The organism is Ruminococcus sp. D54t1_190329_F1 (assembly GCF_015551645.1).
GTDB classification, from domain to species: domain Bacteria; phylum Bacillota; class Clostridia; order Lachnospirales; family Lachnospiraceae; genus Blautia_A; species Blautia_A faecis.
This window is the reverse complement of the sequence record NZ_JADNDC010000019.1, coordinates 15,969-28,579: the sequence shown is the minus strand read 5'-3', so window position 1 is coordinate 28,579 and position 12,611 is coordinate 15,969. Positions and strand designations below refer to the sequence as shown.

Annotated in this window: 11 protein-coding genes and 3 pseudogenes; 11 read left to right on the top strand and 3 right to left on the bottom strand. The window is 39.7% G+C overall.

Features of this window, described 5'->3' with window-relative positions:
• Position 1: 1 nt before the first annotated feature.
• The gene (locus I2D69_RS10370) at positions 2 to 1,579 is read right to left on the bottom strand and encodes a response regulator (RefSeq protein ID WP_195379862.1); all 1,578 of its coding nucleotides are present in this window, start codon (positions 1,577 to 1,579) and stop codon (positions 2 to 4) included.
• Between the two features lie 15 nt (positions 1,580 to 1,594).
• Entirely contained in the window at positions 1,595 to 3,370 is a 1,776-nt protein-coding gene (locus I2D69_RS10365) for a histidine kinase (RefSeq protein WP_195379861.1), read from the bottom strand.
• Between the two features lie 248 nt (positions 3,371 to 3,618).
• Here I2D69_RS10365 and I2D69_RS10360 point away from each other — a divergent pair, with 248 nt between their 5' ends.
• From I2D69_RS10360 to I2D69_RS10350, 3 genes are read left to right on the top strand one after another with little or no spacing between them, the layout of a single operon-like run.
• Positions 3,619 to 4,551, top strand: a complete 933-nt coding sequence (locus I2D69_RS10360) for an ABC transporter permease subunit (protein ID WP_195379860.1) — start codon at positions 3,619 to 3,621, stop codon at positions 4,549 to 4,551.
• Positions 4,552 to 4,574: 23 nt separating this feature from the next.
• Positions 4,575 to 5,471, top strand: coding sequence for a carbohydrate ABC transporter permease (locus I2D69_RS10355; RefSeq protein ID WP_195379859.1), 897 nt, complete (start codon positions 4,575 to 4,577; stop codon positions 5,469 to 5,471).
• Between the two features lie 26 nt (positions 5,472 to 5,497).
• Positions 5,498 to 7,270: an extracellular solute-binding protein gene (locus I2D69_RS10350; protein ID WP_195379858.1), complete on the top strand. Its 1,773-nt coding sequence runs from the start codon at positions 5,498 to 5,500 to the stop codon at positions 7,268 to 7,270.
• Positions 7,271 to 7,367: 97 nt separating this feature from the next.
• Here I2D69_RS10350 and I2D69_RS10345 read toward each other — a convergent pair.
• Positions 7,368 to 8,768: pseudogene (locus I2D69_RS10345) on the bottom strand (ATP-binding protein).
• A gap of 217 nt (positions 8,769 to 8,985) precedes the next feature.
• Here I2D69_RS10345 and I2D69_RS10340 point away from each other — a divergent pair.
• The 8 genes and pseudogenes from I2D69_RS10340 to I2D69_RS10310 form a co-directional block, all read left to right on the top strand.
• Positions 8,986 to 9,315, top strand: coding sequence for a hypothetical protein (locus I2D69_RS10340; RefSeq protein ID WP_015515227.1), 330 nt, complete (start codon positions 8,986 to 8,988; stop codon positions 9,313 to 9,315).
• 33 nt (positions 9,316 to 9,348) lie between these two features.
• Positions 9,349 to 9,792 (top strand): DUF1016 N-terminal domain-containing protein, encoded by a 444-nt coding sequence (locus tag I2D69_RS21020; protein ID WP_330656033.1) that lies wholly within the window; start codon positions 9,349 to 9,351, stop codon positions 9,790 to 9,792.
• An 84-nt stretch (positions 9,793 to 9,876) separates the two neighbouring features.
• Positions 9,877 to 10,365 carry a PDDEXK nuclease domain-containing protein gene (locus I2D69_RS21015; RefSeq protein ID WP_330608443.1) on the top strand — a complete coding sequence of 163 codons (489 nt, stop codon included), beginning with the start codon at positions 9,877 to 9,879 and terminating at the stop codon, positions 10,363 to 10,365.
• Positions 10,366 to 10,393: 28 nt separating this feature from the next.
• Positions 10,394 to 10,771, top strand: coding sequence for an SdpI family protein (locus I2D69_RS10330; RefSeq protein WP_161276517.1), 378 nt, complete (start codon positions 10,394 to 10,396; stop codon positions 10,769 to 10,771).
• 55 nt (positions 10,772 to 10,826) lie between these two features.
• Positions 10,827 to 11,012 (top strand): DUF6440 family protein, encoded by a 186-nt coding sequence (locus I2D69_RS10325; protein ID WP_187565450.1) that lies wholly within the window; start codon positions 10,827 to 10,829, stop codon positions 11,010 to 11,012.
• Between the two features lie 25 nt (positions 11,013 to 11,037).
• Positions 11,038 to 11,211, top strand: a complete 174-nt coding sequence (locus I2D69_RS10320; RefSeq protein WP_187565451.1) for a hypothetical protein — start codon at positions 11,038 to 11,040, stop codon at positions 11,209 to 11,211.
• A 135-nt stretch (positions 11,212 to 11,346) separates the two neighbouring features.
• Positions 11,347 to 12,156: pseudogene (locus I2D69_RS10315) on the top strand (VirD4-like conjugal transfer protein, CD1115 family); the annotation flags it as partial.
• A gap of 206 nt (positions 12,157 to 12,362) precedes the next feature.
• Positions 12,363 to 12,476 (top strand): annotated as a pseudogene (locus I2D69_RS10310) (Maff2 family mobile element protein); the annotation flags it as partial.
• Between the last annotated feature and the right edge of the window lie 135 nt (positions 12,477 to 12,611).

The following is a 12,611-nucleotide window of genomic DNA, read 5'->3' as shown; positions in this document are numbered from 1 at the left end:
CCTAAAATGAATTGATTTGTGTATATTTTTTTCTGAACTCTCCTGGAGTCATATTCTGATATTTTTTAAACTGAATACTGAAATATTTATCATTGCTGTAACCCACCCGCTTGGCAATCTGTTTCGCAGAAAGACTGGTGTTTTGCAAGAGCTCTGCGGCATTTTTCAAACGTAACTGATTGATATAATCGTTAAAAGTATATCCGGTGTCTGCTTTGATTTTTCGCCCAAGATACAATGCATTTACGTGAAAACGGTCAGCGATCGTTTTAAGATTAATGTCTTCGGCGTAGTGGGATTCCAGAAAACGCAGAATCATTTTACAGGAAGCACCGGTAGTAAATTCCCCGTTATTTTGCTGGCACAAGAAAATGGTGTGAATAATGGCAAAAGTCTGATCGCGAATGGAACGATAGTCTGTGCAATCGGCCAGTGGATTGATCAGGTCATGAATATCGGTCTTGGAAGGAGCAGAGTCTGCTTTGGAATCAAGGTAATTTTCATATACTTTTGAAAGAGTCATGACAGCAAGCATCTGCAGTCCTTCCAGTGGAATAAAGCGGTTGTTGTACAGAACATCTGCAATGATTTCCTGAATCGAATCTTCGCTTTTATACAGACATTTTTCATTTAGATGAACCAGCTGATCGATTTCAATATGTGGGAGCATAAATGCATGGTTCTTTTCCAGATCTTCCGACCAGCGGATCTCATCCGCAGATTCACAGACAGTAGCCGTGTTGATCAAAAGAAAAGCGGAACGATAGCTGCCAACAATCTCGTCAACAGTGGTTACCAGTTTTCCGACCGCGATGGAGATACGGAAGTCGGACGTGACGGACAGGTACTGGGAAAGCCTGGAAAGGCAGGGATTTATCCGTTTTTTCTGTCCATCGTAATTACAAAAGAGAAGATACAAAAAACGCACGGTGTAGTCCGTAATCGGAAAGATATCCGGATAACAGGATAAATGGTGAATCACAGAATTCAGAGGCGGTTTGCCCTGCAATTGTGCGGAATCCATGGTGGCAGCAGAAAACTTGATGACAGCAATCTGGTAATTACAGTTTTCAAGGGGAAGATCTACATAATCCTGACGTTCCTGCAGATCTTCCACAGAAATTTTTCCGGTGATCAGTCGAAACAGCAGATTGTTTTTAAAAATCCGAATTCCTTCATCGACAAATATTTTATTTCGCTGTTCCGCCTCAATCTTCTTTTGTACCTGGCGAAGTGTGCGGGACATTTCCTGATGATCAATTGGTTTTAACAAATAGTTTTCAATACCGATCTGTGCGGCACTTTTTACGTAAGCAAAGTCAGAAAAACCGCTCAGAACAATGAATTTGGTTTTTATGCCGTGATTTCTGCAGGCTGTCATAAAGTCTATCCCGGTCATAACGGGCATTTTGATATCCGTGATCACAAGATCGACAGGATGCGTCTGAATATATTCGAATGCAAGACTTCCGTTTGGGAAAACCGCAGATATTTCCATATGAAAGTCCTCCCAGGAAAACATTTTCTGCAAACCGTTGCGGATTAATGGTTCATCGTCTATAAGAATTACATGTAGCATAACAATTCCTCCCTGCTAGTTCTGAGAAACTTTTACTGGAAATATAAATATGATTTCCGTGCCTTCCCCTGGGGTCGATAAAACCTCTAAATTGCTTTCGGGTCCATATAAAAGCTGTGCTCTCTGATAAATATTTTTTAAACCGATACGTTCAATATGATCCAGCGATTTTTCGGTAAAAGACTGTCTTAGCGTATGGAGATCTTCCTTTGTGATCCCGAATCCATTATCTCGCACATGAAATACGGCGAAGGTGTCCTGAAGTTTTCCTGTGATGGTGATGACATTAGTCTCATGGGAACTGTCAAAACCATGAAGAATGAAGTTCTCGATCATGATGATCAGTGCGTGCTGGATAATCGTTTCCGACAATAGTCTGTTGTCAATGTCAAAGCTGTAGTGAAGAAGATTTTTGTACTGAATATCACACAACCGCAGATAATTTTTACAGTTCTCAATTTCCTGCCGTACGGAAACCATGCTGTTTCCCTTGATGGAATTTCTGAGAATCTTTGACAGAATGTAGATCATTTCCGTGGTTTCAGAATCCCCATGCAACAGTGCGTTCATACGGATGGTTTCCAGGGTGTTAAAAAGAAAATGTGGATTAATCTGAGATTGCAGGAGCTTTAACTGATACTTTTGGGATTCAATCTCTGATTTATATACTTTATCAATATAACTGTTCAGATTCTCCAACATATCATTAAATGCGAATGAAATATCATCAAATTCATTTCTAGGTAACGGTTGTGTAGGGATTCTGGTATTCAGATTGCCCTGTTTTACTTCCAGAATAGAAAGATAAATTTTGTTTAGCTGGTTTGTGCTTTTATTCAGAAAAAGATACACACAGATTAAAGTAATTACAGTAACCGTAAACGTAATCAAAAGAATCAGAAAAATTGGGTAACGGATATCATTCCAGAGTGAGCCGCGAGAGATAAAACCGACAACATGGATAGAAGAATCTTCCGTTTTATCCGTGTTGATATAATATCGTTCTCCATGAAAGGCTATGGTTGTATCAGAACTTTTGGCAGGGGTTGCTGCAAGTTGTTCTTTCTCTGAGGGCTTCAGTTTGTTATCCGTTTCAAAAAGGATGTTGTTATCATTATCGAAAACCAGAAAAGCCCCCTTTACACCGGGATAATTGGTGGAAAGATAATTCTGTAGCCCTTTTGCACTGTAATCCGCCTGAATAGCACCGATGTTCTGAAAAGTAATTGTATTTTTCAGACAGTAAAGGAAACTGTATCCGGTGGAAGTGCAGAGCAGCTTATATACTTTGGACGGTATAACGCCCAGGCGCGTATAAGGATCCTGGTAAGTAGAAAGCATAGCGCTGAATTCGGCCTGATTTTCCGGAAAATCATATCGTCCGTTTTTGGTCACAGAATAGATACGGTTATCGTATGCAGAATAAATGGACATAGACGTTATCTGCTGGTTCAGAGAAAACGATTCACTCAGAAAACGATAGCAGTTTTCGCGAATGATCGGAGCATCGCTATCCGGTGAGATAAAGAAAAGTCCTTCACGATAAGAGTAGTAATCAAGATAAGCGTTGTTGATACACTGCATGAAACTGTCTTCCTGTTCTTCAATCATATGGGTCAGTCCGGATACTGCGGACATATTATAGTTGATACTATAGGTATGGTTCTGACGCGAAAAATTATAGTAAGTAATAATTCCAATGATTGTGATGGCCAGTAAAATAAGAAAAAATATAAAACGGTAGATATTTGAAATAAAGTGCATCTTATATTGTCTGTCTGTTGATCTCATAAAGTCACTCCTGTAAACGATTCTAAAGAGTAAAAGGATGAAAGTGGTATATCTATATTATATTCAGTATTGATAATTACGTCAATCGTTTGAAATTATAAAAAAGATAGGATGAATTATAAAAATAATCGCATAAAACAATAAAATTTTTGTAATCTCATGTATGATTTTTGAAATGGCAGTAAAAAAGATAATATGTGATAATAAAAGCAGAACAGGAAAACAAAACAGAGAAAGGGAGGGGTAATATGAGTAGTAAAAGTACAACAGGGAGATACAAAAACACACACATGACTAGAGGACAAAAAACGTTGTTACTGATGACGGTTCCGTCAATTTTGTTTATTATTGTGTTTTCCTATTTGCCAATTTCAGGATGGATTTATTCTTTTTTTGATTACCGGATCGGTTACAAATTATCGACCTGTGAATTTGTGGGACTGGATAATTTCCGATATGTATTCGGAGACCCATATATACTGAAGGTAATCGGAAATACGTTGATTATCAGTCTGGCAGGACTTCTCGGACTTCCGCTTGCAGGAATGATAGCTATTCTGTTGTCAGAAGTACGCGGAAGAATGTTCAAAAAAACAGTGCAGACAGCCATTACGATTCCAAACTTTATCAGCTGGATCATTATTTATTCAATTATGTTTTCTCTGTTTTCCAATGATGGATTACTTACGACTGTCATTCGGGGGATCACCGGAGAAACGGAAGCAACTACAACGCTTCTGACAAATCCCAATACGGCAAAGTTATTCATGATTTTAACAAATATATGGAAAACAGTAGGTTATAACTCCATCATTTTCTTTGCGGCAATCACTGGAATAGATTCCCAGTTGTATGATGCGGCAGCGGTAGATGGGGCTGGAAGATGGAAAAAAATGTTACATATCACAATACCTGGCATGCTTCCAACGCTGATTACGTTACTGATCATATCAATCGGAGCAATTTTAAATAACGGATTTGAACAATATTATGTCTTTGTCAATCCGATGATCCAGGAAAAAATGGAAGTATTAGACTACTATGTTTACCGGATCGGGATGTTGAACAATGATATTCCGGCATCAACAGCGGTCAGTATGGTGAAAACTTTTATCAGTGTCGGGCTTGTATTTGGTGTCAATAAACTGTCGAAAAAAACACTCGGACAGTCCATCTTGTAACAGACAGAAAGGAGGATGAGAAGATGAGAAACAAAAAGAAGATACAGCCAAAGGAGGTTGTCTTTCAGGTCTGTATGATTGTTCTTTTCTCCATCATAGTACTTAGTTGCATTTATCCGTTTTACTATATCTTTATTGCATCGATCAGCAGTCCGGATGCCGTGCAGAAAAGTACCATTACCTGGTATCCACTGGAACCTACATTGAAAAATTATAAGCAGATTTTTGAACTGAATGGGATTCTCCGTGCATTTTTTGTATCGGTTGCAAGGACGGTGGTCGGGACTGCGGTAACGTTGTATTTTACAAGTATTCTGGCATATACGTTAACAAAAAAAGAACTGCCGTTCAGAAAATTCTTTTATTCTATTGCAATTATTTCCATGTATATCAATGCAGGATTAATCCCGTGGTATCTGACAATGCGCAGTATCGGATTGAAAGATAATTTTCTGGTGTATATTTTGCCGACAGCCGTTTCGGCTTACAGTATGATTCTGATTAAAACCTATATGGAATCTATCGCAAGTGGAATTGAAGAATCGGCAATGATAGATGGAGCGGGATATTTTACAATTTTTTGTAAAATTATTATCCCGATCAGCAAGCCGGTTCTGGCAGCTATTGTTGTGTTTACAGCAGTAGGACAATGGAATTCCTGGACAGATAACTTATTGCTTGTAAATGATATAGATCTGAAAACGTTGCAGATGACTTTATTGGAGTATCTGAATCAGGCCACCAATATAGCGAATATGGCCAGGACAGGAGGTGCAGGAGCAGTTTCGGGTGCTGCGATCAGTCCATTTACGTTAAGAATGACGATTACGATGGTAGTCACAATACCAATTTTGGCAGTCTATCCATTTATGCAGAAATATTTTATCAATGGAATTATGATTGGAGCGGTAAAAGGGTAAGAAAAGAAAGAACAGGAGGAAATAATATGAAACGGAAAAACAGAAGAAAACGGATCGTGGCAACGGCAGGAGCAGCCATTCTTGCGTTACATATGATGGCGTGCGGAGGGACAGGAGAAGAAAGCAGCAGTTCGACAGGTGATTCCGGACAGAGCACGCAGGAAAATAATACAGATGCGCAGACAGATGGAGTGGAAGAGGTAACACTGGATATTTTTATCGACAGCGCAGGAGAAAATCCGATGACAGCGGGAATTCAGGAGGATCCGGTTGCACAGTATATTAAAGAGCAGACGGGTGTTACGCTGAATGTGGTTTTATACAGCAATGAAAAGGCACAGGCTATGGCGGCTAGTGGAGATTTGTATGATCTGAACCGTATGGATGCCAAGTATATCACACCGTTGATTCAGGCCGGCGCGTTGCAGAATCTGGATGATTATATGGAATATGCGCCAGATCTAACAGAGAATTTTTCCGGTATGCTTGAGTATAGTAAGGAGTATATGAGTGCAGGGAATGAGAAAGTTTATGCAATTTTTGCAAGAGGAAAATCAGAGCCTTCGGCGCTGGCTACTTCCAGATATGGAAACTTTATCCGATGGGACTGGTACAAAGAAGCAGGAAGTCCGGAGATTCAGTCGGTTGATGATTTTCTGAATCTTTTAAAGACGATCCAGACGAATCATCCGGAAACAGAATCCGGTAAGAAAACATATGGTATTTCCAGATTTAATGACTGGGGATTAAATCATGCTTTATCAGATCCGGTAATCTGGAAATATATGGGACAATATGGAATTAATGATGTAGCATCATTTAGTATACTTGATCTTGAATATATAGATCTGTATGATGAAAATCATATGTACTGGATTACGTCGGAAATGTATTTTAAAGCCAACCAGATGGGACTGCTGGATCCGGAAACATATACACAGAAAAATGAGAATTATACGCAGAAAATCAATGAAGGACAGATATTGTTCAGTTCTATGGAGTGGGATTGGGACACACTGAATGCAGAGTTGAACAAAACAGGAGAAGATAAAGTAGTAGATATTCCATGGGCAGACACAGAAGAATTTCCAGCATGGGTGTCCAGAGCATCAGAGTTTGGAATGTCAGCAAGAACGTATGTGGTTTCCTCAAAATGTGATGAGACAAAGATGAAAGGCATCATGCGCTTACTGAATTTTATTTTCTCAGAAGATGGTGCACGTACTATTATGAACGGGCCTAAAGGTGTTACCTGGGATTATGACGAAAATGGTGTTGCGGTGTTTACGGATGACTGTATTGAAAAAATGAAAGAGACCCCGGATTATCTGTTGGAACAGGGAGCAAACCGCTATCTGTCCATGATTGGGCAGGATTACGATTCCTATGCGATCAGTGCAGCAAATGAAGGGCAGTACATTGATCTGAGATTAAATAATGATTATGTGAAGGAACATATGACAGATGCAGACAAGGATTATTGTGCGTATTATAATGCAGAGACTCCGATTGAGGTAAGTACAAACAGAAAAAATCAGTCTACTATCTATGAAGGATATATTAACTTGATGCCGGCAGAGAATCCTACTGCCGTTCAGAGAAGCATGACAAAAATTGCAGATTACTTGCAGCAGGCAGTTCCGGATATGGTAATGTCTGATACACAGGATGCGTACGATCAGAAATACGAAGCGATTCAGAAACAGTTAAAAGAACTTGGCTATGATGAAGTAACGGAGTATTTCAAAGACGCATGGGAAAATGCGAAAACAGAATATGCAAAACTGACAGCAAAATAATGGCGGGTAGGATACAGATGTTTGCCAAGGATACTGAGGTCTGATATAATAAAAATTACCGTTTACAGAGAATGTAAGCGGTAATTTTTTGTATAATTTATTCGGAACGAACTGTAATATATTTTTGATTGCGACTTTTAGGTTTATCGGGAATAGTCATTTCTAATTGCCCGGATTCTAAAAGCGGATTGATATGCTTCAAAGTGAAGTTTCTTAAATCTTTGAAGCCGCAAAATACTGCAAGCTCTTTCTTGGATTTTGGTGTTGTGCAAAAAGCCAAAATCTGTTTGGACATCGTTGATAGTTCAATATCTTGGTGGGTAACTTGGTGGGTATCACCCTCTAAGTTGTAGTTTACATTTTTCAAGATGACTCTGAAATCTGTCGCTGTTGAGGAAAATTCGGGCTTATATGCCTCTGTGTATCCAGGCAGCTTTTCGGTTTCACTGACGATTTTGCGCAGACCACTTCCACGGCGTTCCATGTACTTCATGCGGTGGAACAGGTCAGCAATCACAGGGTTTCGTCGCATGGAACGAATACTGTAAATATCGTATTCCTGAATTGAGCCGCCGCCAAACATACCGCCAGGAGATGTGATTTCCACCCGATCATCAAACATATCAATATGGATTTCGCTGCCAAGCACAATATAATCACGATGGATAAGCGCATTGACAAGAGCCTCTGTCACAGCTCGTTCAGCATAATCCGGCTTGTCTACACGATACTGTGCCTCTTTGACAAAACGGACTTTGGAATTATTGCGAATAAATTCACTGCCGCTTTTCAGTAGATAAATCAGATTCCCTTCGTATTCTTTATCGTCCAGCGCATCATCAAAGATAGAGCCTTTTTCCAAGCCATTCCACCGGGTACAGAACATACGGGAGTTATAAACTGTGTGCTGATCGGTCATGAGCTTTCCGGCATTGGTCAAGAACCCATTTTTGTCAGCCAAACCGAAGGAGACATAATCGGATGGCTCGAAGCGGAGGCCGGTTCGTTCCAGATAGGTTGCTTCCAGAAGTGTAAAGCTGTAATCCTTTTTTACCGCGTCTGTTGTTAGGGTATCAAAGGACTGATTGGTTCCCTTTAAGATTAATTCATTCACAATGTAATCAGGGGCAATTACGCTTTCATTTCCAACACGGATATATGCTTCCATCACGCCGTCTGCCTTGTAATAATATGGGGTGCTGCGGCCGGGAGAAACCTCCAGAGCTAATAGATTTTTACCATCTTCCTGTAATGGTTTTAAGATAAACTGAGGTAATGGTGTGATTCGTTCTTTGATTAAGCGGCTGATCGCCTCAGCATCCTTTTGAACATCGGACAAGCCAATAGGTTTCCTGTCATCAGAGATTCCGAAAAACAGAGTTCCGCCGATTCCATTAGAAAAGGAACTGACACTTTTTAACTAGCTTTTGGGTTTCTTTATTTCAAGTGCAACTTTGAAATCACATTCGGTTGCTTCAGCAATGAGCTGTTCTATCATAGAAATCCCTCCTTTGAGGTTGTAGAAAGTTCTTTTTTATTATACCCAGCGGAGAAAGTTATTGCAACGATAGAAACAAAGAGTTCAGGGAAAACAAAAATATTTATGAGAAGAGGTAGGTGCTGTGCAAAGAAATTGAAAGACTGTGTTGGATAGGTTATATTATATATAGCAAAAGAAATGCCATGCTAGCGTTAAGTTTGCTAAGGAGAATAATATGGAATGGTTTGGAATTGTAGCATTGTTGCTGTTACTTTGTTATTCGGCGTATCCGGGAAAAGTAAAGCGTTTAGAAACGAAAGTAAAACGATTGGAGAAAAAGCAGAGAGGAGTGGCATATATGTCAAAGCTGATTAATGATCTTGTAGGAAAACAATGTATTATCAGATCAGAGTTCATTTTTAGTTTTGCGGGAAAAACTGAATTATCCTGCAAGATAATAGACGCAGATGATGAATGGATAAAAATTTGCTATACAGAGAAAAAAGATAAGCAGGTAGTTAAGCTGATGCGGATTGAAAATATTGAATCAATAGAAGAACAGTAAGTTCTATTTTAGAAATTCAGAGGAGTAAAGAGCATGGATTATAATTTACAAAAAAATCAAAATGCAGAACAGACTTATCATTCTATTCGTAATTCTATTGTGTCGGCACAACATCGTTTAAGCACAGCGGTAAATTCTGCTATGGTAACAACTTATTGGAAAATTGGAGAACAGATTTTTAAAGCATGTGGAGAAAATGATCGTGCAGAATACGGAAAGAAATTATTGGAATATCTTTCTGAGCAGCTGACCGCAGAGTTTGGAAAAGGCTTTGATAAATCGAATCTTCGTAAGATGAGGCAGTTTTATTGCACTTTTCCAATTCGAGACACACTGTGTCCTGAATTGAGCTGGTCACATTATCGTGTCTTGATGCGTATAAATGATGAACAGGCAAGAAGATTTTATATGGAAGAATGTGCAAAAGCAGCATGGAGTGTTCGTCAACTGGAACGGCAGATCAATACGATGTATTAGCAGCGTATTTTAGCAAGCCAGGATAAGATAGCGGTTGCAAATGAAATTCAAACAACAGAGCCAAAACCAGAATATGAGAAAATAGTGAAAGATCCTTATGTTATGGAATTTCTGCAGATTCAGCCTGACACACATGTATATGAAGGAGATTTGGAACAGGCATTGATTGATCATCTTCAACATTTCCTTTTGGAACTTGGAAGAGGATTTTCATTTGTAGCACGTCAGAAAAGATTTACATTGGATGGACAGGACTTTTTTATTGATCTGGTATTTTACAACTATATTTTAAAATGTTTCGTTCTCATTGACTTGAAAATGGGTAAACTGACCCATCAGGATCTAGGAAAAATGCAGATGTATGTGAATTACTATACTCGTGAAATGATGAATGAAGGAGATACGCAGCCTATTGGGATTGTACTTTGTGCAGATAAGGGAGATTCTATTGTAAAATATACGCTTCCTGAAGATAATCACCAGATATTTGCATCGAAATATTTCACCTATCTGCCGTCAGAGGAAGAATTGAAACGTGAATTAAATTTGAAAGAATTTCACAAAAAAGAATAAAAACGAAATATAGTAAAGGAGATTTACAATGGAGTTTTGGATTTTTATGTTGATTATGGATTTGCTTCTTCCATTTACGATGATTGGTTTTGGAAGATATTTTATGAAAAAGGCTCCAAAGGAAATAAATTCAGTATTTGGATATCGAACTTCGATGTCTATGAAGAATAAAGACACATGGGAATTTGCTCATAAATATTGTGGTAAAGTCTGGTATGTCTGTGGAATGGTTATGTTGCCAATAACAGTAATATTCATGCTTTTAGTAATCGGAAAAAATGAAGATTGTGTTGGGAGTATGGGAGGAATTATCTGTGGTGTTCAACTTATTCCTTTAATTGGGTCTATTCTCCCAACAGAAATAGCATTAAAAAAGAATTTTGATAAGAATGGAACAAGACGATAAAGTTTGCAGAATCAAGGAAATCGGGATTTAACGCTTGAAAAAAGGAGGAATAAACATGGCAAAGAAAGAAAAAAGATTTGAAGTTATATTTAGAGATGGAGGTGGGCTTAAGGATGAAGGAGTTCGCCAAATTCTTGTAGATAAAGAGACGGGAGTTAATTACCTTTGTTGGAAGTCCGGATATGGAGCCAGTATTACACCTCTTCTGGATTCGGAAGGAAAAGTCATAGTCACAAAGTAAAATCGGGAGTTAAAGGACAAAGCTTATGAAAAGCAAAAAGATAATTATAGGAGTCACTATCGGAATAGTCGCAGCAATACTTTGGAGCATTGTTTTCATAAACTCATTAAATAGCATGGCCGGAATTGGAATATGTCTGGGTATATCTTTTGGCATATCTGGCAGTCTTATTTTTTCAAAAAAAGATAAAGATAAGTGATGATACAACTCCAAGTTTGTAGAATTCAAAAATTTAATATGAAATGTGAGATAGAGCGTATGGAAATTAACTATACGTTCTATTTTTTTGCCTTTTTTGAAAAAGTGATTAAAAAACTATTGACATTTTGTTACTGGCAAGACCTTAAAGTCGATTCTGGTGAGCTGTGGCGCACGGCTGGCTCCTTTCGATATTGAGGAAGTTCGTGATATCACCATGTATGATGAGCTGTCCCTGGATACAGTGGGAGATGAGAAAACGGCTCTGTTCCTCATTATGAGCGATACAGACCCGACTTTTAATTTCCTGATTTCCATGATCTACACACAGCTGTTTAACCTGCTGTGCGAAAAAGCGGATGATGTTTATGGCGGCAGGTTGCCGGTGCATGTGCGTTGTCTGATTGACGAGTGTGCGAACATTGGTCAGATTCCGAATCTGGAAAAGCTGGTAGCCACCATCCGATCAAGAGAAATCTCGGCATGTCTGGTACTTCAGGCGCAGAGCCAGCTGAAGGCGATCTACAAGGACAATGCTGATACTATCATCGGCAATATGGATTCCCGTATTTTCCTTGGCGGTTCGGAGCCGACTACGCTAAAAGAGCTGAATCAGGCACTGGGGAAAGAAACGATTGATCTGTACAACACTTCCGATACCAGAGGCAACAGCCCATCTTACGGCACTAATTACCAAAAGGTTGGGCATGACCTGGCTTCGGTGGATGAACTGGCTGTGCTGGATGGCGGAAAGTGCATTTTGCAGCTACGCGGTGTCAGGCCGTTTGAGTCAGATAAGTACGATCTGACCCAGCATCCGAACTACAAGCTCACTGCCGGAGCTGATAAGAAAAACACATTCAGCATCGAGGCGTTTCTCGACCATCGGCTGAAGCTCAAGCCCGGCGATAAGTACGAAGTGGTTGACGCAGATCATGCCAAGTAAGTTTATTCCGGTGACGAAGATGTCATGGGTGCGCTGCTGGCAACAGAATAAGAAGAGGCGGCGAGCTGCCGCCTCTTTACATAGCCAGGTTTCTGATAGGGATTGGAGACCTGGCTATATGTTTGCCCATTTGCAGGTGCACATGCAGATGGAAAATCACTATTCATCAGCCCATAAGGGCGCAACGTACAAGGAGGTACACATTTATGGCATTTTTCAACAGCGCAGTAACAGTTCTTCAGACTCTCGTCATCGCACTGGGTGCCGGTCTCGGCATCTGGGGAGCCATCAACCTGCTGGAAGGCTACGGCAACGACAACCGTGCGACACGTTCGTAAGTGAAAAGCTTACGCACAAAGTCGAAGGGCAATTGTAGCCCGAAACTTTGGAGAACTGATATTCCGATTGGTGAAATGAGGGGGTAACGTCCCGAAGCGCCACCCTAATACTCCGAA